Raw genomic sequence first — 23,592 nt, forward strand, 5'->3', positions numbered from 1 at the left:
CGGCCTCCGGGAGTAAGGGGTCAAACGCGTCCCGAGGCTAACGCCGGCAACTGGTTAACACACCTGAAATATGGCCGGTGTCACCAGCGCCGGGTCAGCGCGGCCTGCTCCCGCAGCCGGCGCACCCGCTCCTGCATCGGCGGGTGGGTGGAGAACAGCGCCGAGATGCCGCCGCCCGAGAACGGGTTCGCGATCATCAGGTGCGCGGCGCTGGTCAACTGGCCGTCGGCCGGCAGGGGCACCCGGCTCGTACCGTGATGAATCTTCTCCAGGGCACTGGCCAGCGCCAGCGGATCACCGGTCAGCGTGGCGCCGGACGCGTCCGCCTGGAACTCCCGGTTCCGGCTGATCGCCAGCTGGATGATCGACGCGGCCAGCGGGCCCAGAATCATCATCAGCAGCAGGCCCACCGGGTTCGGGCTGTCATCGTCGTCGGAACCCATGAACGGCAGGAAGAACGCCAGATTCGCCAACATCGTGACGATGCCGGCCAGGCCCGCGGCCACGCTGGAGATCAGAATGTCGCGGTTGTAGACGTGCGACAGTTCGTGCCCGATCACCGCGCGCATCTCCCGCGGCTCCAGCATGTTCAGAATCCCGGTCGTCACCGCCACCGCGGCGTTCTGCGGATTGCGGCCGGTCGCGAACGCGTTCGGCTGCATCGTCGGCGACACGTAGATCCGGGGCATCGGCTGGCCGGCCTTAGCCGCCAGCTCACGAACCATCGCGTAGATGCCCGGCAACTCCGCCTCGGAGACCTGACGGGCACCCATCGCCCGCAGCGCGATCTTGTCCGAGTAGAAGTAGCTGAAGGCATTCATCCCCAGCGACACGATCACGGCGAGAACCAGGCCGGCGCTGCCACCCAGCCAGTAGCCCACGGCCAGGATCAGACCGGTGAGCAGACCCAGCAGAGCGGCTGTCTTGAGGCCATTGTGATGACTGGACAACTTTCACTCCTTCGGCTTGCGGGCTCGTGGCCCGCATACCAGAGAACATCGGCAAAAGGTGTGTTCATCCATGTGCCCGCTGTGACTTCCCTGAACACGCCGCTGTGCGCGTGCCCCACATCACGCTGCCCTATCGATGGATCATCGACATCCGAGCGCACGCAACGCCTCAGTTCGAGCGAAGACCTCCGAATGACCCGGACCGATCAGGAGATGACGCGTGCCCCTCGACGCAGGGAAGTCTGGTGCGACACAGAAGGCTTCCTCTTCCTGGTCGTATCGGCCGATTGGTTCAACCGCAGCAGGATGCGGGCCGGGAAACCACCGGACCGTCTACGCCGATGACCTGCAAGTCATCACGAAGGAGTCGCTGACCAGCCCGGTATGGGCCGCCCCGGAGCCACTGACACAGGACATCGAGGACTCGCTCCGGGAGATCCTCACCCCGGCTGACGTGACTCCTCGCGCCTTCAGCCGTAGTGCCGCACGCCTCGAACAGAATGCCGTGCTGTCCGCTGACCTATGGATAGGCGATATCGAAGCGGTGGAAAGGAGGACGACAGTGGCCACCAAGACTGGGCTCCTCACGGAAGTGGAGACCAACGCTCTCCCGCTCGTGGAGGTCGTGCGCCTGTCAGACCGCAAGCCGGCCGAGCCGAGTCGGACGCGGATCCGTGAGGCCGAGGCGCATCTCCTCAAATCGCCGTTCCACACAACCGACGACTGATCCCAGCCCAGCAGACAACGCTGAACCCCAGGCAGGGGTCCATCGTCGTGCGTTACGGCCTCTCCGCGGAACTTGACGGCGTATCTGCAAGCCGCCTACTAACTACCTTTCTCACCGCTTCGCCTCCACCGGCCCGCGGGCCGATCTTCAACGAGCTGGGCGCTATGAGCCCAGACCGGCCGGACGGGTAGGGGCGTTCCCGCCATGTTCCCCGAAGGGGGCGAAGACAGCGGCTTCCCCGGAGCACAACGAGAACGGCCCCGGCTCAGCGTTTCCGCTGGCACCGGGGCCGTTCTTCTCGCCTGTGGCGGGTAGAGGATTCGAACCTCTGTAGCTTTCGCGACGGATTTACAGTCCGCTCCCATTGGCCGCTCGGGCAACCCGCCTGGGCAACTGCCGTGGTCTCCCGCGGCAGCGGACATAAGAATAGCCGTAGCGCGAACCGCATCAACAACCGGGTACGGTCGGCATGTCGCGGGCCGCGAACCGGCCGCGTAAGGCATCGACAAGCATCCAGCCGCAGGAGTCTGATCTATGGCAGCCAACCCGTCGTTCGACATCGTGAGCAAGGTCGACCGGCAGGAGGTCGACAACGCTTTCCACCAGGCGGAGAAGGAGCTCGGTTCCCGGTTCGACTTCCGGGGGACCGGCACGACTCTCGCCAAGTCGGGTGAGGCGTTCACGATCACCTCGGAGACGGAGGAGCGGGCGACGGCCGCGCTCGACGTCTTCAAGGAGAAGCTGGTGAAGCGCAACATCTCGCTGAAGTCCCTGGACGCGGGGGAGCCCCGGCAGTCCGGGAAGACCTGGAAGATCGACCTGAAGGTGATCGAGGGGATCGAGACGGACAAGGCGAAGGCGATCAGCAAGAAGATCCGTGACGAGGGCCCGAAGGGTGTGCAGGCGCAGATCCAGGGTGACCAGCTGCGGGTGACCGGCAAGAAGCGGGACGACCTGCAGGCGGTCATCGCACTGCTGAAGCAGGAGGATTTCGGGGTCGCCCTGCAGTTCAACAACTACCGCTAGAGCGGTTGCCGGTGGGGTGGGTTCGGCTTCGAACCCACCGCGCGACCCCGGTCCGCGTCCCTCTCCGGGTCTGCGGTCGTTTTCAAACCTTTGGTGGGTACGCCAATCGGCCCCACAGAAATCGGGCAGCCCTGTCGGGTCCGCGCGAGCCGGGCGTCGCTGCCGGACCGTCCGGCGACCGCCGGGCCGAATGCGGCGGTCACCGCACGATCCACCAAGGCCCCGGGCATCGCCCACATCGCCGGGGTGTGTGCTGCCGCCGGAGGCCGAGCGCTATTCATTCCAGCGCTGATGCGACTCCCATGCCGCCTGTTTGGTGGTGCCGAGTGCGGCGCCGATCCGTGTCCAGGAGGCGCCGGCCCCGCGTGCCGACCGGATCATCGCCTGCCGCCCGTACCCGGCCTTCCGGATGATCACTTCGCTGAGCGCGAGCATCTCCAGGGTCTCGTCGCGGGACAGGGCCGGCTCGTCGTCGGGGTCCATGGCGGCGAGGGCGTCCCGCATCCGTAGCGCGTCGTACCGGTGGGTGGCGGTGGTGAGTGTGTGCCGCCGCTCCAGCTCGTCGGGTGTGGTCACGCCGAGCAGTGTTTCGTCAGGCTGTCTTGACGTCAAGCCGCCCTGACGCGTACGCGCGAATTGGTCTCACTTCTCCCCCTAAATCGGCCATAAAGCCGTCAATTCTTCAGTAGCAGGCAGGAGTGCCTGCTCAGCCGTTCGGCCAGGATTTGCCGGAGCGTCGCCACGACCCGCCGATGAACGCTCCCTGTCGCACAACTGGTGTGGCACCATCATGTGACCCCCACACTCGATGCGAATCCCCAACTGAGGAGCGAGCGATGTCTGCAAAGAAGCTGAGCCGTCTGGCTGGCTTGGTTCTCGCACTTGCGGTGGTTTTCGGAGGCACAGCCGTTGAGGCCGGGGCGACCGAGAGCAGCGACGCCGCGGTGTTCAACACCAATATCGTTCTTGACTGGGAGTGAGGCGCCCCACCTGACGGTCTGAGGCGGCCGATCGGCTAGAGAGGATCTCGATGGTCGAGCGGCCCCGGGCCAGGCGAGGAGGAGCCCAGCGAGCGTGGCTCATCACGTACCCGCTGGCTCTGTTCGTCGTCCTCTGCTCCATCGGCTTCTGGATCACCGAGCCACATTGGTACGTTTCCTGGCCACTCGGGCTGGGCTTCTTCGGTGCCCTTCTGATCGCCCATCGGACGGGCCAGAGCATCGTCATCTGGCGCAGTAGTTTTTATGTCGGACTGACCGAGCTCCCGATTCTTCTGGCGCTGTTCTATCTACCGCCGATGATGGTGATCCTGGTCGCGAGTGGCGCCAGTCTGGTGCACCACCTCTGGTCCGGCACAGCGGCCACCAAACTGTCGTTCAACGTCGCCAAGTCCGCTGCCGGGAACTGCGCGGCGGTCCTGTTCATCACGGCCTTCCCGCCGATCGCGCCGGATGCCGGCCCGCGGACCTGGGCCATCCTCGCCGGCGCGCTGCTGCTGGCCTTCTTCGTCGAGCTGGTCAGCCTGGCCGGGGTGTTCAGTCTGGTCCAGGGGCTCTCCATGGGCCGGGACGTGCTGCGGGCCGGCTTCTCCTCGATCACGGTCACCGGCCTCAACATCCTGATCGGCCTGATCTTCCTGATCGCGCTGGACGCGACGCTCTGGTCGGCGGTGCTGCTGGCCTTCCTGATCGCGACCCTGGTGTCGATCCTGCGCTCCTACTCCGAGTTCTTCCGGCGGCACAAGACGCTCGCCGACGTGTACGAGTTGACCCAGGCGATGCGCGACGAGGGCGGCCGCAGTGGTCTGCCGGACGTGCTGCTCGGCCGGGTCCGTGCACTGATGCAGTCGGAGTACGCGACGCTGTGGCTCTCCCCGCAGGGCCGGCATCCGGAGGTGCTGCTGACCTCCCGGGTCGAGCACAAGGGCCTGCTCGACATCGCGCCCACTCCGGAGGACGTCCGGGACCGGGCGATCGCCTCGCAGGCCCCGGTCGGGGTCGGCCCGAGCTTCCCGGAGACCGAGGATCTGCGGGCCAGTCTGCGGTCCGCCAAGATCAAGGACGTCATCGTCATCCCGTTGCGCTCCGGCCCGGCGACGATCGGCACGCTCGAGGTGGCCAACCGGCTCGGGCAGAGCCGGAGTTTCCGGGAGACCGACGTGCAGGTGATGGAGACGGTGGCCGCGCACGCCGCGGTGGCCGTGGAGAACTCCCGCCTGGTCGACCGGCTCCGCTACGACGCCTATCACGACCGCCTGACCGGCCTGCCGAACCGCCGCCGGGTGATCGACGCCCTGGCCGAGTCGGTGAAGGTGCGGGCCGAGGACGAGGTCGTCGCGATCATGCTCTTCGACGTCGACGGCCAGCGGAACGTCAACGAGTCGATGGGTCATGCCGCCGGCGACAAGCTGCTGGGCGAGACCGCCGACCGGATCCGTGACATCGCCGACCCGGGCGCGCTGGTCGGCCGGATCGGCGGCGACGAGTTCGTGGTCACCCTGCGCGCGCCCAGCATCGACGCCACCATCGAGATCGCCACCCGGATGCGGGAGCGGCTGCGCGGCCCGATGGCGGTCGGCTCGCTCACCCTGGACGTGAACACCGCCGTCGGGGTGAGCGTCTACCCCGATCACGGCAGCGATCCGGAGGCGCTGCTCCAGCGGGCCGAGCTGGCCGCGAACGCCGCGAAGGTGCTGCCGTACGGCGTGCAGCCCTTCCACCCGGCACTGGAGTCCCGCGCGATCCGCCGCCTGGGCATCGCCGCCGACCTGCGCCACGCGCTGGACAACGATCAGCTCGAGGTCTACTTCCAGCCCAAGGTGACGCTCGCCGACCGGCACGTGGTGGGCGTGGAGTGCCTGGCCCGCTGGGTGCACCCGGCGCACGGCGAGGTGGCCGCGGAGGACTTCGTGGCGGTCGCCGAGCACACCGGTCAACTGGCCCGGCTCACCGAGGTGGTGCTGGTGGCCGGCCTGCGGCGGTGCAAGGCGTGGGCGGCGGCCGAGCGGCCGCTGGACATCGCGGTCAACCTCTCCGCGCGTACGCTGCTCGACTCCCGCTTCCCGGAGCTGGTCCGGGAGTTGCTGGAGGAGCACGCCGTCGATCCCGGCCGGGTGACCTTCGAGATTTCCGAGCCGGGCATGCTCAACGACATCGAGCGGGTGCTGCCGTCGCTGTACCGGCTGCGGGATCTCGGCGTACGCCTGAGTGTCGACGACTTCGGGACGGGCGCCTCGTCGCTGGCGTACCTGCGGCAGTGGCCGGTGCACGAGGTGAAGATCGACGACAGCTTCGTGCAGGGGATGGCGACCGACTCCGGTGACCTGGCGATCGTCCGGGCGGTGATCGGGCTCTCCCGCGAGTTCGGACTCACCGTGGTGGCCGAGGGCGTGGAGAGCGAACTGACCCTGGAGTTGCTGGAGGAGATGGGCTGCGAGATCGGTCAGGGCTATCTCTTCAGCCGGCCGCTGCCGTGGGAGCGGCTGGAGGCCTGGCTGAGCGCTCAGACCGAGCCGGAGTCCACTCCGACCGGAGAGGTCAGAAGGCTCCGAGCAGTGATCTGACCAGGTATTTCGCGGTAAGGGGGGTACTGATTTCACCCCGCCCCGCAGGCCGTGTAGTCTTATCCACGCAGCAAGCGAGAGATCGCGACAGCAAGAGATTGCGACAGCGAAGGATCGTTAGCGGCAAGCCCCCTTAGCTCAGTCGGCAGAGCGTCTCCATGGTAAGGAGAAGGTCTACGGTTCGATTCCGTAAGGGGGCTCTACCGGGTTCGTTCCGCCTTGCCTGGCGCTGGACATGTGAGCCTGGCTCGGCGGTGTAGCTCAGATGGCAGAGCAAGCGGCTCATAATCGCTGTGTCGCCGGTTCAAGTCCGGCCACCGCTACTTTCTCCCAGTGATTCCCCACCCGGGGACCCACTTTGCGAAGCGGCGGACCGAGCGTCTACGCTGGTTCGTCGACAGTTAATTCGTTAGCAGGAAGGCACCCCGCCGTGGCCAAGGCGACCGACGTCCGTCCGAAGATCACCCTGGCGTGCACGGAGTGCAAGGACCGGAACTACATCACCAAGAAGAACCGGCGTAACGACCCCGACCGCGTCGAGCTGAAGAAGTTCTGCCCGCGCGACGGCAAGCACACCCTGCACCGCGAGACGCGCTGATCGCCCGTACACAAGCAGCGCCTGAAGCTTTTCACTACGCCGTCCGGATTCGTCCGGGCGGCGTAGTGCTGTCTCCACGGCGAATGCCGCCGGCCGGTAGGTTGTCGGCATGCCACTGGACCAATCCTTCGTGGGCCGCACGTACCCGCCCACCGAGCCCTACCTGGTCGGCCGGGAGAAGATCCGGGAGTTCGCCCGGGCGATCGGCGCCACCGACGCGGAGTACCACGACCCCGAGGCGGCTCGTGCTCTCGGCTACCCCGACGTGGTGGCCCCGCCCACCTTCCCGGTCGCGATCACGATGCCGGCCACCCGTCAGGTCGTCGCCGACCCGGCCCTCGGAGTCGACTACAGCCGGGTGGTTCACGGCGACCAGCGTTTCGCGTACACCCGCCCGGTCGTCGCCGGTGACGCCCTGGTCTGTGTGAACACGGTGGAGGAGATCCTGAGCCGGGGTGGCCACGATTTCCTGACCACCCGCACCGACGTGACCACCGAGGCCGGCGAGCCGGTGGTGTCCGTCTGGCAGAAGCTCGTGGTGCGAGGAGAGGCCTGATGAGCGACATCCTGGAACCGCAGACCTTCCGGGTCACCCGGGCCGATCTGGTGCGCTACGCGGGCGCCTCGGGCGACTTCAACCCGATCCACTGGAGTGAGCGGACCGCGACCTCGGTGGGTCTGCCCGGCGTCATCGCGCACGGCATGTTCACGATGGCTCTGGTGGGCCGCGCGGTGACTCACTGGGCCGGCGCCCCGGACGCGGTCGTCGAGCTCAGCGTGCGGTTCAGCAAGCCGGTTCCGGTGCCCGACACGGACGAGGGGACCGAGGTCGTGGTGTCCGCCACGATCAAGGGTGTCACCGATGAGGGACACACTCGGCTGAGCCTGACTGCCACATGCGGCGGGGACAAGGTACTGTCCATGTCACAGGCGCTCATCAGGAAGCGGTAGCCCGGGTTGGGATAAGGCCGGGCGTACCCGTACACTGGTGCGCCGTGGGGCTCTGAAGTCGCAAGGCGACAGGTCCCGCAAAGGGGTGTAGCTCAATTGGCAGAGCAGCGGTCTCCAAAACCGCAGGCTGCAGGTTCAAGTCCTGTCACCCCTGCGCATTTCTCCTAGACGTGCCCGCCCGGTGCGCGGTTCGCACAAACTCCGCGTCCGGTCGAGCGCTGACAGGAACTCAAGCCCACCGACGACGGAGGTAGGACGAAGTGGCCGAGAAGGACCGGCCCGGTGACGACGTCCCGGGTGACGACGAGGTTCTCGCCGACGCCGCCGCCGGCGGTGGGGTTCCGGACGACGACGCCGACGAGTCACGCACTCGTGACGGTGGCACCGCGGTCGCCGAGCGGTCGGCGGAGGAGCCCTCGAAGAAGAGGGCTCGGGGCAAGGGTCCGATCGGCCGGGTGGGCGGTTTCTTCCGCGAGGTCACCGGCGAACTCCGTAAGGTCATCTGGCCGACCCGCAAGGAGCTGCTGACCTACACCGGTGTGGTCATCGTCTTCGTGGTCATCATGACGGCTCTGGTGGCCGGCCTGGACTACGGCTTCGGTAAGGCGATCCTCGCGGCGCTGGGCTAGACCCCCGCGAGTCCGACCGACGTTACATTTCTGGAAGTGAGCGAGCGTGCCTGAGTACGACGACGAGACAGTCGACGAGCAGTCGTCGCTGGCGATCGACGAGTCGGTGGAGGCGGCCGACGACGAGTCGGCCGTGGCCCAGGCGCCCGAGGCTGACGAGGACTACGACCCCGTCAAGGAGCTGCGGCAGAAGCTGCGGTACGCGCCCGGCGACTGGTACGTGGTGCACTCCTACGCGGGTTACGAGAACAAGGTCAAGACCAACCTCGAGACCCGGATCACCAGCCTCGACATGGAGGAGTTCATCTTCCAGGTCGAGGTGCCGACCCGTGAAGAGGTCGAGGTCAAGAACGGCAAGCGCAACCAGGTGCAGGCCAAGGTCTTCCCGGGTTACATCCTGGTCCGGATGGATCTGACCCCGGAGTCCTACTCCTGTGTGCGCAACACCCCCGGTGTGACCGGCTTCGTCGGCGCCACCGACCGGGTCGACCGGCCGGCCCCGCTCTCCCTCGACGAGGTGCTGAAGTGGCTGGCCCCGGCCGTGCAGGCCGAGGAGAAGAAGGCGAAGCCCGAGGTCAAGGTGCTCGACTTCGAGGTGGGCGACTCGGTCACCGTCACCGACGGTGCGTTCGCGTCGCTGCCGGCCTCGATCAGCGAGATCAACGCCGACCAGCAGAAGCTCAAGGTCCTGGTGTCGATCTTCGGTCGCGAGACCCCGGTCGAGCTGAACTTCAACCAGGTCACCAAGATCTGATCGCCGGATCCCCGGCGGTAATCAGTGGGAGGGGTCTTTCCGAAGGCCCCGCCATCTACCACAGGAGTAAGTAGCAATGGCACAGCGCAGCAAGGCGTACCGCTCCGCCGCGGAGAAGATCGACGCCAACAAGCTCTACGAGCCCAAGGACGCGATCGCCCTGGCCAAGGAGAGCAGCCCGGTCAAGTTCGACGCCACCGTCGAGGTCGCGATGCGCCTCGGTGTCGACCCGCGTAAGGCCGACCAGATGGTCCGCGGCACCGTCAACCTGCCGCACGGCACCGGTAAGACCGCCCGCGTCATCGTGTTCGCCCAGGGCGCGAAGGCCGAGGAGGCCGTCGCGGCCGGCGCCGACGAGGTCGGCACCGACGAGCTCGTCGCCCGGATCCAGGGTGGCTGGCTGGACTTCGACGCCGCGATCGCGACGCCGGACCAGATGGCCAAGATCGGCCGGATCGCCCGGATCCTCGGCCCGCGTGGCCTGATGCCGAACCCGAAGACCGGCACCGTCACCGTCGACGTGACCAAGGCCGTCAACGAGATCAAGGGCGGCAAGATCACCTTCCGGGTGGACAAGCACTCGAACCTGCACCTGATCATCGGCAAGGCGTCCTTCGCGCCGGAGCAGCTGATCGACAACTACGCCGCGGTGCTCGACGAGGTCCTCCGGGCCAAGCCGTCCGCCGCCAAGGGCAAGTACCTGAAGAAGGTCACCGTCGCCACCACGATGGGCCCCGGCGTCCAGATCGACCCGAACGTCGTGAAGAACCTGCGCGGCGACGCGAACGCCTGATCCACAGCATCACCGAAACCCCCGGGAGCCACTCCCGGGGGTTTCGGCTTTCCCACCGAGCGTGGAATGCTTCGGCCCGTGCGTTTCGACAAGGTCTGGTTCCGGTACGCCCGTAGAGCCCCATGGACCCTGCACGACATCGACGCGACAGTTCTGCCGGGCCGGGCGACGGTGGTCCTGGGCCCCAACGGTGCCGGCAAGTCCACCCTGCTCCAGCTGGCCGCCGGGGTCCTCCAGCCGTCACGCGGCGCGATCCACGACCGCCCCCGGGTGGTCGGCTGGGTCCCGGAACGTTTCCCGGCCGCCCAGCCGTTCAGCACGCTGGGCTATCTGCGGGCGATGGCCGAGGTCCGCGGTCTGCCGGCGCGCGCCGCCGACGAGTGGATAGACCGGCTGTACCTGGCCGCCCACGTCGACACCCCACTGTCCGACCTGTCCAAGGGCACCGCCCAGAAGGTGGGCCTGGCCCAGGCCCTGCTGACTCCGCCCGGCCTGCTGATTCTCGACGAGCCGTGGGAGGGCTTGGACGCCCAGTCCCGCGAGCTGGTCCCACAGTTGGTGTCCGAGGTGACCGAGGAGGGCGGAGCGGTGCTGGTCAGCGACCACCGAGGCGAGATCGCCACCCTCCCGAACGCGATCCACTGGACCGTGACCGGCCAGCGAGTGACAGTCTCCGGCGCGGAGCCAACCGAGAACCCCACCGGCCCGGCACCCGACGAGGTGGTGGTGGAGGTGGCGGTCCACAAGGACAAGGCAGCCGACGCGGTGACCAGTCTGACCGCCGCCGGCCACCGAGTCCTGGGCGTCCGATCAAATTCCCAGCTTGCGGTACGCAGAACGAACGTTCTGTCCCGCGAAGTCGCCCCGGCGCTCGTGCGAAAAACCGCGCCCACCCTAGGCGGAACGAACGTTCTATCGCGGGAGGGTGGTCCGGGGTTCGTGGGGGAGTCTGCGCCGACCTCAGGCGGAACGAACGTTCTGTCGCGTGAAGGCGGTCCGGGGTTCGTGGGGGAGTCTGCGCCCACCTCAGGTGAAACGAACGTTCTGTCGCGTGAAGGCGGTCCGGAGCCCACGAAGAAGACCACCCCCACCCCAGGCAGAACGAACGTTCTGTCCACGACAAGCGACCACGAGTCCGACGAGTCGGGCGACCACGCGGCCGAGCAGCCGGGCGAGCACGCGGCCGAGCACCCGGGCGAGCACCCAGGCGACCACGCGGCCGAGCACCCGTGCGAGCACGCGGCCGAGGAGCCGAGCCGATGACCGCGCTCGTACGGATGCGCCTGTCCGGCTTCCTGCGGGGCGGCCGTGCCCTGGCCCCGCTGATCACCGTGCTGGCCGTCCTCTCGGTCCTGTACGGCGGTGGCGCCGCCCCGGCCGCCTCCGCCTACGGGTATTCCGCCGTCTGCCTCTTCCCGATCCTGGCCTGGCTCACCAAGCTGCTGCTGGACACCGAACCGGACGCCCAGCGCCGTCTGGCCCGGCTGGCCGTCGGCCCGGCCCGGGAAGCCGCCGCCGGCCTGCTGGCGGCGCTGGTTCTGGCCGGCGTGGTGTGTCTGTTCGCGATGGTGGCCCCGCTGCCGTTCGGTGGCATCCGCCCACCCGCACCGGGTTCTGCGGAACCCTCACTCCCGGCCGGGATCCTGCTCGGCCTGTCGGCGCATCTGCTGGTGGCGCCGGCCGCGGTGGCGCTGGGCGCGCTGGCCGGCCGGGCCGTGACCAGGCGGGTGCTGCCCGGGGTGGCGGTGCTGGTGACCGGTTCGATCCTGGTGATCGTGCTGGGCTTGCGTGACTCGATCGCGCCGTGGCTGGTGCCGCCGGTGCTGGCGACGGCACGCGAGCTGGGCACCGACCGGCTGCCGGACCCGGGCACGATGACGCTGCTGGCCGGCTGGGCGCTGCTGTGGTGTACGGCTGCTCTGGGGCTCTACGCACGTTTGCGCAAGGCTCGTTCCTGACCCCGATTTGGCGTTCGGTGACGGTCCCGCGTACTGTTGCATCTCGAAGTTCCACCCATAGACCGCTGGTCGCCGCAACAACCGTCGTGAGGCGGATGTCGCGGCCGAAGGTCCCGCAACAGGCGGGCGACCCGTGCAGGGGAGAACGGTTCGTGATCGCCGACCGCGCCTTTGCGTGTGTTCGAGTTCGCCCCGTGCCTCTGCGCCCGGGGCGTTTTGTTTTGTTCGGACCCTCTCGACCAGTGGCTGAAGCACTGAGAGAGGAGGGACATGGCGGACAAGCCGGTCCGGGCCGACAAGGCTTCGGCCGTTGCCGAACTCACGGACCACTTCCGTGCTTCGGCGGCCACCGTGTTGACCGAATACCGCGGCCTCACCGTGAAGGAGCTCACCGAGCTCCGGCGGTCGCTGGGCGGCGAGAACAAGTACACCGTCGCGAAGAACACGCTGGCTAAGCGTGCCGCGAGCGACGCTGGTATCGAGGGTCTCGACGCGCTGTTCACCGGTCCTACCGCGCTCGCCTTCGTGAACGGCGATGTGGTCGAGGCGGCCAAGGGCATCCGTGCCTTCGCCAAGGCCCACCCCGTTCTCGTCATCAAGGGCGGTGTCTTCGAGGGCAAGGCCATCACGGCGGACGAGGTCAACAAGCTTGCTGACCTCGAGTCCCGTGAGGTGCTGCTGGCCAAGCTGGCCGGCGCCATGAAGGCGAACCTCAGCAAGGCCGCTGCCACGTTCCAGGCGCCCCTCACCAAGACGGTGCGCACGGTCGAGGCGCTGCGGGCTGAGCGCGAGAAGGCCGGTTCCGCGGAGGCCTGAGGCCACCGTGTGAACCGTTTAAACGTCAAAAGTACTTAGGAAAGGTTGCCTCACATGGCGAAGATCAGCACCGAAGACCTGCTCGAGGCCTTCAAGGAGATGACCCTGATCGAGCTCTCCGAGTTCGTGAAGCAGTTCGAGGACGTCTTCGACGTCAAGGCTGCCGCTCCGGTCGCCGTCGCGGGCCCGGCCGGCCCCGGCGCCGCTGCCGACGCCCCGGAGGAGAAGGACTCGTTCGACGTCGTCCTCGAGGGTGACGGTGGCAAGAAGATCCAGGTCATCAAGGTCGTGCGTGAGCTGACCGGCCTGGGCCTCAAGGAGGCCAAGGACGCCGTCGAGTCCGCCCCCAAGGCGATCCTCGAGGGTGTCAACAAGGAGAAGGCCGAGGCCGCCAAGGCCAAGCTCGAGGGTGAGGGCGCGAAGGTCACCCTCAAGTGATCTAACGCTCCACAGTGTTATCCGTCGATGGCGGGGATTCGTTCGCGGATCCTCGCCATCGCCGTATCACCCGTCGTCCCCGCTGGTCAGCGGGGTGCGGTCGGGCCGCCGGCGACACAGGCGGCAAAAGCTTGTAAAGTTCACTTTTCGTGAAATAAAGCGCTGAGCGGACGACCGCGGCTGTCCGACCCGCGGCACAGCCCTTGACTGTGTGTCGGCGGACAGGCACGCTGACAGCAGCAAGTTTCCGCGCTTGCGACAGCCGCCCTGTGGGTAACGAGGCTTTGCGCCCGCCACTCACCGGACCGGCACCGGAGGACAGTTACTGCGTTTCCGAGCGGTTCCCGTCACCGTTCCTGACCGCCTGTTGCGCAGGTCAGCGACGATGGGGACTTGTTCCGCAGAGCACCTCGGGTGTGGGGCTGGACAGCGGTTAGCCGAGCGGCTACACTGCTAGTTTGCGCTGCCTTCTGCCTTGCCTTCGACTGAGATATCCATGTGGATAACTCTCTTGGGGGCTCATTGGAGTGCACGCAGACCAGTTGCACCAGCAACTCAGCCGCATAGCAGCACCGGTCCTCGGAAGGACGCATCTTGGCAGCTTCCCGCCCTGCGAAGACCAGCCGTACGTCGAGCGCTTACGCACCCCGCCGGGTCTCTTTCGGCCGGATCACCGAGCAGCTAGAGGTCCCCAACCTCCTCGCCCTCCAGACGGACTCCTTCGACTGGCTGGTCGGCAACGAGGCTTGGCAGGCCCGGACGACGGACGACCCGCACGCCCACTCGGGCCTCGCAGAGATCCTCGAAGAGATCAGTCCCATTGAGGACTTCTCCGGCACCATGTCGCTGTCCTTCTCAGCTCCGCGCTTCGACGAGGTCAAGGCCTCGATCGAGGAGTGCAAGGAGAAGGACCTGACCTACTGTGCCCCGCTGTTCGTGACCGCGGAGTTCACCAACAACACCACTGGCGAGATCAAGAGCCAGACCGTGTTCATGGGTGACTTCCCGATGATGACCCCCAAGGGGACGTTCGTCATCAACGGCACCGAGCGGGTCGTGGTGAGCCAGCTCGTCCGTTCGCCGGGCGTGTACTTCACCAAGGAGCCGGACAAGACCTCCGACCGCGACCTCACCAGCGTCAAGGTCATCCCGAGCCGGGGTGCCTGGCTGGAGTTCGACATCGACAAGCGCGACACCGTCGGTGTCCGCATCGACCGCAAGCGCCGGCAGGCCGTCACCGTCCTGCTCAAGGCGATCGGCTGGTCCGCCGACCAGATCCGTGAGCGTTTCGGCTGGTCCGAACTGCTCATGACGACCCTGGAGAAGGACCACATCGGCGGGCAGGACGAAGCCCTGCTCGACATCTACCGCAAGCTGCGTCCCGGCGAGCCGCCGACGCGCGAGAACGCCCAGACCCTGCTCGACAACCTCTTCTTCAACCCGAAGCGGTATGACGTCGCCAAGGTCGGCCGTTACAAGTTCAACAAGAAGCTCGAGATCGACGTCCCGATCGTCCGGGGCACGCTCTCCGAGGAAGACATCGTCAAGACCGTGGACTACCTCTGCCGGCTGCACGCCGGTGAGGACGGCTACGAGGCCGACGACATCGACCACTTCGGCAACCGCCGTCTGCGCACCGTCGGCGAGCTCATCCAGAACCAGGTCCGCGTCGGCCTGTCCCGGATGGAGCGCGTCGTCCGCGAGCGGATGACGACCCAGGACGTCGAGGCGATCACGCCGCAGACCCTGATCAACATCCGCCCCGTGGTGGCTGCGATCAAGGAGTTCTTCGGCACCTCGCAGCTGTCGCAGTTCATGGACCAGACCAACCCCCTCGCGGGTCTGACCCACCGTCGCCGTCTGTCGGCGCTCGGCCCGGGTGGTCTGAGCCGTGAGCGGGCCGGCTTCGAGGTCCGCGACGTGCACCCGTCCCACTACGGCCGGATGTGCCCGATCGAGACCCCGGAAGGCCCGAACATCGGCCTGATCGGCGCGCTCTCGACGTTCGCGCGGGTCAACCCGTTCGGCTTCATCGAGACGCCGTACCGCAAGGTCGAGAACGGCATCGTCACGGACGAGGTGCACTACCTCACCGCCGACGAGGAAGACCGGTTCATCAAGGCCCAGGCGAACGCGGTGCTGTCCAGCGACGGCACCTTCGCCGAGGACCGCGTCCTGGTCCGCCGTAAGGGCGGTGAGGTCGACTACGTGCCCGGCACCGAGGTCGACTACATGGACGTGTCGCCGCGGCAGATGACCTCGGTCGCGACCGCGATGATCCCCTTCCTCGAGCACGACGACGCCAACCGCGCACTCATGGGCGCGAACATGCAGCGCCAGGCGGTGCCGCTGGTCAAGGCCGAGGCCCCGCTCGTCGGTACGGGCATGGAGTACCGCGCCGCGGTCGACGCCGGTGACGTGGTCGTCGCCGAGGTCGCCGGTGTGGTCGAGGACCTGTGCGCCGACTACGTGACGGTGCACCAGGACGACGGCCACCGCCGGACCTACCTGCTGCACAAGTTCCGCCGCTCGAACGCCGGCTCCTGCGTCAACCAGAAGCCGGTCGTCTTCGAGGGTGACCGGGTCGAGGCCGGCCAGGTCATCGCCGACGGCCCGTGCACCGACGAGGGGGAGATGGCCCTGGGCCGCAACCTCCTGGTCGCGTTCATGTGCTGGGAGGGTCACAACTACGAGGACGCGATCATCCTGTCGCAGCGCCTCGTGCAGCAGGACGTCCTCACCTCGATCCACATCGAGGAGCACGAGGTCGACGCCCGGGACACCAAGCTCGGCCCGGAAGAGATCACCCGCGACATCCCGAACGTCAGCGAAGAGATGCTGGCGGACCTGGACGAGCGTGGCATCATCCGGATCGGCGCCGAGGTCGTCCCCGGTGACATCCTGGTCGGCAAGGTCACGCCCAAGGGTGAGACCGAGCTGACCCCGGAGGAGCGTCTGCTCCGCGCGATCTTCGGTGAGAAGGCCCGGGAGGTCCGGGACACCTCGCTGAAGGTTCCGCACGGCGAGACCGGCACCGTCATCGGTGTCCGGACGTTCTCCCGCGAGGACGGCGACGAGCTGCCCCCGGGTGTCAACGAGCTGGTCCGGGTCTACGTCGCCCAGAAGCGCAAGATCCAGGACGGTGACAAGCTCGCGGGCCGGCACGGCAACAAGGGCGTCATCTCCAAGATCCTGCCGGTCGAGGACATGCCGTTCCTCGAGGACGGGACCCCGGTCGACATCGTGCTCAACCCGCTCGGTGTTCCGTCGCGTATGAACATCGGCCAGGTTCTGGAGACCCACCTCGGGTGGATCGCCAAGACCGGCTGGTCGGTGGAGGGCGACGACGAGGAGTGGAAGCGTCAGCTCCGCTCGATCGAGGCGCACGAGTCGGTGGCCGACAGCAACGTCGCGACCCCGGTCTTCGACGGTGCCCAGGAGGAGGAGATCAAGGGTCTCCTCGAGTCGACGCTGGTCAACCGCGACGGTAAGCGGCTGGTCAACGGCGACGGCAAGGCGCACCTGTTCGACGGTCGCTCGGGCGAGCCGCTGCCGGACCCGATCTCGGTCGGCTACGTCTACATCCTGAAGCTGAACCACCTGGTCGACGACAAGATCCACGCTCGCTCGACCGGCCCGTACTCGATGATCACGCAGCAGCCGCTGGGTGGTAAGGCGCAGTTCGGTGGTCAGCGTTTCGGTGAGATGGAGTGCTGGGCCATGCAGGCCTACGGCGCCGCTTACGCGCTGCAGGAACTGCTCACCATCAAGTCCGACGACGTCCTCGGCCGAGTGAAGGTCTACGAGGCCATCGTCAAGGGCGAGAACATCCCGGAGCCGGGAATCCCGGAGTCGTTCAAGGTGCTTCTCAAGGAGCTCCAGTCGCTGTGCCTGAACGTTGAGGTGCTCTCCAGCGACGGCGTTGCCCTGGAGATGCGCGAGACCGACGACGAGGTCTTCCGGGCCGCGGAGGAACTCGGCATCGACCTGTCCCGGCGCCCGAACGAGGGCGTCAGCAGCGTCGAGGAGATCTGACGGAGAGCGGCTCCGGTTCCCCCACCCGGGGAGCCGGAGCCGCCCCCGCCGGCCTTGAATTCACCCGAGCAACGAAACACGAGGGATAGTCCAAGTGCTCGACGTCAACTTCTTCGACGAGTTGCGCATCGGCCTTGCTACCGCTGACGACATCCGGCAGTGGTCGCACGGCGAGGTCAAGAAGCCCGAGACGATCAACTACCGCACCCTCAAGCCCGAGAAGGACGGACTCTTCTGCGAGAAGATCTTCGGTCCGCAGCGGGACTGGGAGTGCTACTGCGGTAAGTACAAGCGGGTCCGGTTCAAGGGCATCATCTGTGAGCGCTGTGGCGTCGAGGTGACCCGGTCCAAGGTCCGCCGTGAGCGCATGGGTCACATCGAGCTGGCCGCGTCGGTGACCCACATCTGGTACTTCAAGGGCGTCCCGAGCCGTCTGGGCTATCTGCTCGACCTGGCCCCCAAGGACCTCGAGAAGATCATTTACTTCGCCTCGTACGTGGTCACCAGCGTGGACGCCGAGTCGCGTCACCGTGACATGTCCACCATCGAGAACGAGATCTTCGCCGAGAAGCGCCAGTCCGAGAACGGTCGTGACTCGGAGATCGAGAAGCGCGCCGCGAAGCTGGAGCAGGATCTCGCCGAGCTCGAGGCCGAGGGTGCCAAGGCCGACGTTCGCCGCAAGGTGAAGGAAGCCGGCGAGCGCGAGATGCGCCAGATCCGTGACAAGGCGCAGCGCGAGATCGACCGCCTGGACGAGGTGCTCGACACCTTCCGCAAGCTCGACTCGAAGCAGCTGGTCACCGACGAGCTGCTCTACCGCGAGCTGCGCGACCGCTTCGGTGAGTACTTCACCGGTGGCATGGGCGCCGAGGCCATCAAGGCCCTGCTGCAGAACATGGACCTGGACGCCGAGGCGGAGAACCTTCGGGAGATCATCCGCAGCGGCAAGGGCCAGCGGAAGATCCGGGCGCTCAAGCGGCTGAAGGTCGTCGCGGCGTTCCTGAACACCCGCAACTCGCCGCTCGGCATGGTCCTGGACTGCGTCCCGGTCATCCCGCCGGACCTGCGCCCGATGGTGCAGCTCGACGGTGGCCGGTTCGCGACCTCCGACCTGAACGACCTGTACCGCCGGGTGATCAACCGGAACAACCGCCTCAAGCGTCTGATCGACCTCGGTGCCCCCGAGATCATCGTGAACAACGAGAAGCGGATGCTCCAGGAGGCCGTCGACGCTCTGTTCGACAACGGCCGTCGTGGCCGGCCGGTGACGGGTCCGGGTAACCGCCCGCTCAAGTCGCTGTCCGACATGCTCAAGGGTAAGCAGGGCCGGTTCCGTCAGAACCTGCTCGGCAAGCGCGTCGACTACTCCGGCCGTTCCGTCATCGTCGTCGGCCCGCGGCTCAAGCTGCACCAGTGCGGCCTGCCGAAGCAGATGGCGCTGGAGCTGTTCAAGCCGTTCGTGATGAAGCGCCTGGTGGATCTCAACCACGCGCAGAACATCAAGTCGGCCAAGCGGATGGTCGAGCGTCAGCGCCCGGTCGTGTGGGACGTCCTCGAAGAGGTCATCTCCGAGCACCCGGTTCTGCTGAACCGCGCGCCGACCCTGCACCGTCTCGGCATCCAGGCCTTCGAGCCCCAGCTGGTCGAGGGCAAGGCCATCCAGATCCACCCGCTCGTGTGTACGGCGTTCAACGCCGACTTCGACGGTGACCAGATGGCGGTCCACGTGCCGCTGTCGGCCGAGGCGCAGGCCGAGGCCCGGATCCTGATGCTGTCGTCGAACAACATCCTCAAGCCGGCCGACGGCAAGCCGGTCACCATGCCCACCCAGGACATGGTCATCGGTCTGTACCACCTGACCCACCTCACGCCCGGTGCCAAGGGCGAGGGCCGGGTGTTCAGCTCGGACGCCGAGGCGCGGATGGCGTACGACAACGGTGAGCTGCACCTGCAGGCTCCGGTGAAGATCCGGCTGCGGGAGGTCATCGGGGTCGACAACGGCGCCAAGGGTGCGACCTGGACCGCTCCGGAGGAGTGGGTCGAGGGCGACCCGGTGCTGGTGGAGACCACGCTGGGCCGGGTCATCTTCAACGAGACCCTGCCCCCGGGCTACCGGTACGTGAACTACGAGATCCGCAAGGGTCAGCTGTCGGCGATCGTCAACGACCTCGCCGAGCGCTTCCCCAAGGTCGCCCTGGCCGCGACCCTGGACGCGCTCAAGGAGGCCGGTTTCCACTGGGCCACCTGGTCCGGTGTGACGATCGGCATGGGCGACGTCATCGGTCCTCCGCGCAAGCCGGAGATCCTGGCCCGCTACCAGGTCGAGGCCGACCGCATCGACAAGCAGTACCAGCGTGGTCTGATGACCGGTGAGGAGCGCCGCGGCGAGCTCATCGAGATCTGGACCAAGGCGACCAACGAGATCTCCAAGGAGATGGAGACCGCGCTGCCGCAGGAGAACCCGCTCTGGGTGATGATCAACTCCGGCGCTCGCGGTAACCTCCTCCAGCTCCGGCAGATCGCCGCGATCCGTGGTCTGGTGGCCAACCCCAAGGGCGAGATCATCCCGCGCCCGATCACGTCGTCGTACCGCGAGGGTCTGACCGTTCTGGAGTACTTCATCTCCACGCACGGTGCCCGTAAGGGTCTGGCCGACACCGCGCTGCGTACCGCCGACTCGGGTTACCTGACCCGTCGTCTGGTGGACGTCTCGCAGGACGTCATCATCCGCGAGGAGGACTGCGGCACCGACCGCGCGATCCCGATGCAGGTGGGCGAGCGCGAGGCGGACGGCACCCTGGTCGTCCACGTGCACGCCGAGACCGGTGTGCACGCCCGTACGCTGGCCGACAACATCGACGACGAGAACGGCAACCGCGTCGTCTCGCGCGGTGACGACCTCAACTCGATCCTGGTCGACAAGCTCGTCGCCGCCGGCGTCGAGAACGTCCGGGTCCGCAGCGTCCTGACCTGTGAGTCGAAGCTCGGTGTGTGCGCGGCCTGCTACGGCCGTTCGCTGCCGACCGGCAAGTCGGTCGACATCGGCGAGGCGGTCGGCATCATCGCCGCCCAGTCCATCGGTGAGCCCGGTACGCAGCTGACGATGCGTACCTTCCACACCGGTGGTGTCGCGGGTGAGGACATCACCCAGGGTCTGCCGCGTGTGCAGGAGATCTTCGAGGCACGTGTGCCGAAGGGCAAGGCGCCGATCGCCGACACCCCCGGCCGCGTCCGCATCGAGGACGGCGAGCGCTCCCGGAAGATCATCGTGGTGCCGGACGACGGCAGCGAAGAGATCGTCTACGACAAGATCTCGAAGCGCGTCAAGCTCCGGGCCCACGACGGCGACCACATCGCGGTCGGCGAGAAGCTCACCGAGGGCACCATCGACCCGCACGAGCTGCTGCGCATCATGGGCCCGCGCGCGGTCCAGGTCCACCTGACCAGTGAGGTCCAGGAGGTCTACCGCTCGCAGGGTGTGCTCATCCACGACAAGCACATCGAGATCATCATCCGCCAGATGCTCAAGCGGGTGACGGTCATCGACTCCGGCGCGACCGAGTTCCTGCCGGGTGTGCTGGTCGACCGGGCGCTCTTCGAGTCGGAGAACCGCCGGCTCGTGGGCGAGGGTGGCGAGCCCGCCGCCGGCCGTCCGGTGCTGATGGGTATCACCAAGGCCTCGCTGGCGACCGACTCCTGGCTCTCGGCGGCCTCCTTCCAGGAGACCACCCGGGTGCTCACCGACGCTGCGATCAACTCGCGCAGCGACTCGCTGGTGGGCCTCAAGGAGAACGTCATCATCGGTAAGCTCATCCCGGCCGGTACCGGTATCTCCAAGTACCGCAACATCCGGGTGGAGCCGACCGAGGAGGCCAAGGCCAAGGTGTACTCGATGACCGGGTACCCGGAGACCGACTACGGCTTCGGGCCGGCCAGCGGGCAGGCAGTGCCGCTGGACGACTTCGACTTCGGGTCGTACCGCTAAGGGTTTCTCCACACGGGGCGGTCGCGCGTTGCGCGGCCGCCCCGTGTGCTTTCTAGGATGGTTGAGTGACGCTTCCCGCTGTGCCCGCACGCCACCCGATGGACCCGGAGCCCGTGCCGTCGACGAAGGCCCGGGCGGTGTTCGCGCTCGGCCTGGTGGGGCTGCTCACCGGCCCGCTGGTGGGTGGGGTGATACCCGCCACGCTGGCGCTCGTGCTGGCCCGGCAGACCGGGCGTGAGGTCTATGCCGCGGGCGGGTTCCTGACCGGTTCGGTGTGGATCCGCCGGGGCACCCAGCTGGCCTGGGTGGGCATCGTGCTGACGGTGACCGCGCTGGTGGTGCTGGCGATCGCCGGGCTGCTGCATCTGGCCGCCGCGCCGGGCGGCGCCCAGGACTTCTCGCCGGGCACCGACTGAGGCCCGGGCCCGCGGAGGCCGGCACCGACCGAGGTCCGGGTGCGTCGAGGCCGGGTGCCGGCCGGCGTCCGGCCCGCCGAGGCCGGGCGGGCTGCGGCCACGCTCGGATGAGTGACATGCTTCGGATATGACGCAACTCCCGGGCGCCGTTCCGCCGCCGCAGCCGGGCCCGCCGTACCACGCGCCGTACGGCCAGTCCCCGGCTCCGTACGGCGCGCCCCCGCCGTACCCACCAGTTCCTCCGCCACCACCGGTGACCGCGGGCTGGCAGCCGGAGCGGGTGGATCAGGTGACCGGGACCGGATTCGGCCTGGTCCACCTCCAGGTGGCACCGATCACCTCCGGGCCGGCCGTCGGTTCGCTGGTGGCCGGCATCGCCGCGATCGTCGTCTCGTTCGCTGTCTTCTGCTTCGGCCTCAGTGGAGCCCAGGAGGGCTGGGGCGGCTGGGTCGCTGGAGCGTTCACCCTGCTCAGCCTGCTGGCCGGCGCCGGCGCCGTGGTGGCCGGCCTGATCGCGCGGCGGCAGATCGCCCGCCCCGCGGAGCCGGGGAGAGTACGGTTCACCGGGCGGGGTCTCACCGTCGGTGGCCTGGTGTGCGGGATCACCGGCGCCGCTCTGTCGGTGGTGGCACTCTCGGTGGGGTTGTTGGTGCAGTTGTGAAGTCCGGTTCGGACCGCGCGAGGGCGGCCGGTGGCCGGGATCCGGCACCGCGACGATGGCACGCCGGGCCACCCGGTACACTGGTATACGGAGATGTCCATCGTGGGAGCCTGGGTTCATTTTGACCTGGGTGCGCAGGGTGGGTAGTCTTTCCCCTCGTGCCCGGGCTCGCCCGGGCAACTCGTGCGTGCACCCGTTTCGGAACGTGCGACGGGTTAGAGCACCACGACGGGCAGGGCTCAGTGAAGGGCCCTGTTCACACAGACAAACATCCGGAACGCGCGAACCTTCGCGCGTGAAGGGACCGTGAGCCGGACGACACGCCCGACCGCGGGTGCGGGAGGCTTCCCTCGGGGAGCGGCTCGCACACAGAGGCAGAAATACTCGGTGCGGCCGTGAACAGGAAGCGGCCGAAGGGAGCGGAGAAACCCGGTGCCCACGATCCAGCAGCTGGTCCGCAAGGGCCGCCAGGCGAAGACGAGCAAGACGAAGACGCCGGCGCTGAAGGGAAGTCCTCAGCGGCGCGGCGTGTGCACGCGCGTGTACACCACCACCCCCAAGAAGCCGAACTCTGCGCTGCGCAAGGTCGCTCGTGTGAAGCTCAGCAGCCAGATCGAGGTGACGGCGTACATCCCGGGCGTCGGCCACAACCTGCAGGAGCACTCCATCGTGCTCGTGCGTGGCGGTCGTGTGAAGGACCTCCCGGGCGTCCGCTACAAGATCGTTCGTGGTTCGCTGGACACCCAGGGTGTCCGCAACCGCAAGCAGGCTCGCAGCCGCTACGGCGCGAAGAAGGAGAAGAGCTGACATGCCGCGTAAGGGACCCGCTCCGCGCCACCCGGTGGTCGCTGACCCGGTGTACAACTCCCCGCTGGTAACTCAGCTGGTCAACAAGATCCTGATCGGCGGCAAGCGTCAGCTCGCCGAGCGCATCGTGTACGGAGCCCTGGAAGGCGCCCGCGAGAAGAGCGGCACCGACCCCGTGGTGATCCTCAAGCGCGCCATGGACAACGTCAAGCCGACCCTCGAGGTCCGCAGCCGCCGTGTCGGTGGCGCGACCTACCAGGTTCCGGTCGAGGTCCGTACCCCGCGCCAGACCACCCTCGGTCTGCGCTGGCTGGTCCAGTACTCCAAGGCCCGCCGCGAGAAGACCATGATCGAGCGCCTGCAGAACGAGCTGCTCGACGCCAGCAACGGCCTCGGTGCCGCGGTCAAGCGCCGCGAGGACACTCACAAGATGGCGGAGTCCAACAAGGCCTTCGCGCACTACCGCTGGTAAGACCCTGCTGCGGG

General features: G+C 67.5%; 22 protein-coding genes and 4 tRNA genes. 23 read left to right on the forward strand and 3 right to left on the reverse strand.

The genetic code is table 11. The annotated features are described in order from the left end of the window. Positions 1-80: 80 nt before the first annotated feature. Entirely contained in the window at positions 81-950 is an 870-nt protein-coding gene (gene htpX, locus ACQ0O7_RS04275) for a zinc metalloprotease HtpX (protein WP_430780426.1), read from the reverse strand. 220 nt (positions 951-1,170) lie between these two features. Here htpX and ACQ0O7_RS04280 point away from each other — a divergent pair, with 220 nt between their 5' ends. Then, positions 1,171-1,677, forward strand: a complete 507-nt coding sequence (locus ACQ0O7_RS04280; RefSeq protein WP_430780427.1) for a hypothetical protein — start codon at positions 1,171-1,173, stop codon at positions 1,675-1,677. A 305-nt stretch (positions 1,678-1,982) separates the two neighbouring features. Here ACQ0O7_RS04280 and ACQ0O7_RS04285 read toward each other — a convergent pair. Next, positions 1,983-2,063: transfer RNA gene (locus tag ACQ0O7_RS04285), tRNA-Tyr, on the reverse strand. Between the two features lie 148 nt (positions 2,064-2,211). Here ACQ0O7_RS04285 and ACQ0O7_RS04290 point away from each other — a divergent pair. After that, positions 2,212-2,703, forward strand: coding sequence for a YajQ family cyclic di-GMP-binding protein (locus tag ACQ0O7_RS04290; RefSeq protein WP_430780428.1), 492 nt, complete (start codon positions 2,212-2,214; stop codon positions 2,701-2,703). Between the two features lie 273 nt (positions 2,704-2,976). Here ACQ0O7_RS04290 and ACQ0O7_RS04295 read toward each other — a convergent pair whose 3' ends face one another. After that, the gene (locus ACQ0O7_RS04295; protein ID WP_430780429.1) at positions 2,977-3,279 is read right to left on the reverse strand and encodes a hypothetical protein; all 303 of its coding nucleotides are present in this window, start codon (positions 3,277-3,279) and stop codon (positions 2,977-2,979) included. Between the two features lie 260 nt (positions 3,280-3,539). On the opposite strand from ACQ0O7_RS04295, the gene ACQ0O7_RS04300 reads away from it, so the two are divergent. The 21 genes from ACQ0O7_RS04300 to rpsG all read left to right on the forward strand — a co-directional run bounded on the left by ACQ0O7_RS04300 (position 3,540) and on the right by rpsG (position 23,578). Next, positions 3,540-3,683 (forward strand): hypothetical protein, encoded by a 144-nt coding sequence (locus ACQ0O7_RS04300; RefSeq protein ID WP_430780430.1) that lies wholly within the window; start codon positions 3,540-3,542, stop codon positions 3,681-3,683. A gap of 50 nt (positions 3,684-3,733) precedes the next feature. Continuing rightward, positions 3,734-6,265, forward strand: a complete 2,532-nt coding sequence (locus tag ACQ0O7_RS04305) for a putative bifunctional diguanylate cyclase/phosphodiesterase (protein ID WP_430780431.1) — start codon at positions 3,734-3,736, stop codon at positions 6,263-6,265. Positions 6,266-6,392: 127 nt separating this feature from the next. Further along, positions 6,393-6,465, forward strand: a tRNA-Thr gene (locus ACQ0O7_RS04310). A gap of 50 nt (positions 6,466-6,515) precedes the next feature. Beyond that, a tRNA-Met gene (locus ACQ0O7_RS04315) sits at positions 6,516-6,588 on the forward strand. A 107-nt stretch (positions 6,589-6,695) separates the two neighbouring features. Further along, entirely contained in the window at positions 6,696-6,863 is a 168-nt protein-coding gene (gene rpmG / locus ACQ0O7_RS04320; protein WP_014687739.1) for a 50S ribosomal protein L33, read from the forward strand. 109 nt (positions 6,864-6,972) lie between these two features. Beyond that, positions 6,973-7,419 carry an FAS1-like dehydratase domain-containing protein gene (locus tag ACQ0O7_RS04325; protein ID WP_430780432.1) on the forward strand — a complete coding sequence of 149 codons (447 nt, stop codon included), beginning with the start codon at positions 6,973-6,975 and terminating at the stop codon, positions 7,417-7,419. Continuing rightward, positions 7,419-7,814 (forward strand): MaoC family dehydratase, encoded by a 396-nt coding sequence (locus ACQ0O7_RS04330; RefSeq protein WP_430780433.1) that lies wholly within the window; start codon positions 7,419-7,421, stop codon positions 7,812-7,814. Before ACQ0O7_RS04325 ends, ACQ0O7_RS04330 begins: the two co-directional genes overlap by 1 nt. Before the next feature lie 81 nt (positions 7,815-7,895). After that, positions 7,896-7,968 (forward strand) — tRNA-Trp (locus ACQ0O7_RS04335). A 106-nt stretch (positions 7,969-8,074) separates the two neighbouring features. Next, positions 8,075-8,443 (forward strand): preprotein translocase subunit SecE, encoded by a 369-nt coding sequence (gene secE, locus ACQ0O7_RS04340; protein WP_430780434.1) that lies wholly within the window; start codon positions 8,075-8,077, stop codon positions 8,441-8,443. Between the two features lie 46 nt (positions 8,444-8,489). Continuing rightward, the gene (nusG, locus tag ACQ0O7_RS04345; RefSeq protein ID WP_430780435.1) at positions 8,490-9,197 is read left to right on the forward strand and encodes a transcription termination/antitermination protein NusG; all 708 of its coding nucleotides are present in this window, start codon (positions 8,490-8,492) and stop codon (positions 9,195-9,197) included. 76 nt (positions 9,198-9,273) lie between these two features. Then, a complete protein-coding gene (gene rplA / locus ACQ0O7_RS04350) occupies positions 9,274-9,990 on the forward strand; it encodes a 50S ribosomal protein L1 (RefSeq protein ID WP_430780436.1) in 717 nt (238 codons plus the stop codon). A 78-nt stretch (positions 9,991-10,068) separates the two neighbouring features. After that, positions 10,069-11,253 carry an ATP-binding cassette domain-containing protein gene (locus ACQ0O7_RS04355; protein ID WP_430780437.1) on the forward strand — a complete coding sequence of 395 codons (1,185 nt, stop codon included), beginning with the start codon at positions 10,069-10,071 and terminating at the stop codon, positions 11,251-11,253. After that, positions 11,250-11,948 (forward strand): hypothetical protein, encoded by a 699-nt coding sequence (locus ACQ0O7_RS04360; RefSeq protein ID WP_430780438.1) that lies wholly within the window; start codon positions 11,250-11,252, stop codon positions 11,946-11,948. The genes ACQ0O7_RS04355 and ACQ0O7_RS04360 overlap by 4 nt, the downstream gene beginning before the upstream one ends. Positions 11,949-12,218: 270 nt before the next feature. Next, the gene (rplJ, locus tag ACQ0O7_RS04365; RefSeq protein ID WP_430780439.1) at positions 12,219-12,764 is read left to right on the forward strand and encodes a 50S ribosomal protein L10; all 546 of its coding nucleotides are present in this window, start codon (positions 12,219-12,221) and stop codon (positions 12,762-12,764) included. A gap of 54 nt (positions 12,765-12,818) precedes the next feature. Continuing rightward, on the forward strand, positions 12,819-13,202 hold the full coding sequence (gene rplL / locus ACQ0O7_RS04370; RefSeq protein ID WP_430780440.1) for a 50S ribosomal protein L7/L12: 384 nt from the start codon (positions 12,819-12,821) through the stop codon (positions 13,200-13,202). Positions 13,203-13,796: 594 nt separating this feature from the next. Continuing rightward, positions 13,797-17,237 carry a DNA-directed RNA polymerase subunit beta gene (locus ACQ0O7_RS04375; RefSeq protein WP_430780441.1) on the forward strand — a complete coding sequence of 1,147 codons (3,441 nt, stop codon included), beginning with the start codon at positions 13,797-13,799 and terminating at the stop codon, positions 17,235-17,237. A 94-nt stretch (positions 17,238-17,331) separates the two neighbouring features. After that, complete coding sequence (locus ACQ0O7_RS04380; RefSeq protein ID WP_430780442.1) at positions 17,332-21,222, forward strand: DNA-directed RNA polymerase subunit beta'; 3,891 nt, start codon at positions 17,332-17,334, stop codon at positions 21,220-21,222. Between the two features lie 98 nt (positions 21,223-21,320). Beyond that, positions 21,321-21,638, forward strand: coding sequence for a hypothetical protein (locus tag ACQ0O7_RS04385; RefSeq protein ID WP_430780560.1), 318 nt, complete (start codon positions 21,321-21,323; stop codon positions 21,636-21,638). A 127-nt stretch (positions 21,639-21,765) separates the two neighbouring features. Continuing rightward, positions 21,766-22,299 carry a hypothetical protein gene (locus ACQ0O7_RS04390; RefSeq protein ID WP_430780443.1) on the forward strand — a complete coding sequence of 178 codons (534 nt, stop codon included), beginning with the start codon at positions 21,766-21,768 and terminating at the stop codon, positions 22,297-22,299. Between the two features lie 432 nt (positions 22,300-22,731). Then, positions 22,732-23,106, forward strand: coding sequence for a 30S ribosomal protein S12 (gene rpsL / locus ACQ0O7_RS04395; protein ID WP_014440718.1), 375 nt, complete (start codon positions 22,732-22,734; stop codon positions 23,104-23,106). Between the two features lies 1 nt (position 23,107). Continuing rightward, the gene (rpsG, locus tag ACQ0O7_RS04400) at positions 23,108-23,578 is read left to right on the forward strand and encodes a 30S ribosomal protein S7 (RefSeq protein WP_043531103.1); all 471 of its coding nucleotides are present in this window, start codon (positions 23,108-23,110) and stop codon (positions 23,576-23,578) included. The last annotated feature ends 14 nt before the right edge of the window (positions 23,579-23,592 follow it).

This window comes from Actinoplanes sp. G11-F43 (assembly GCF_050589265.1).
Lineage (GTDB): Bacteria > Actinomycetota > Actinomycetes > Mycobacteriales > Micromonosporaceae > Actinoplanes.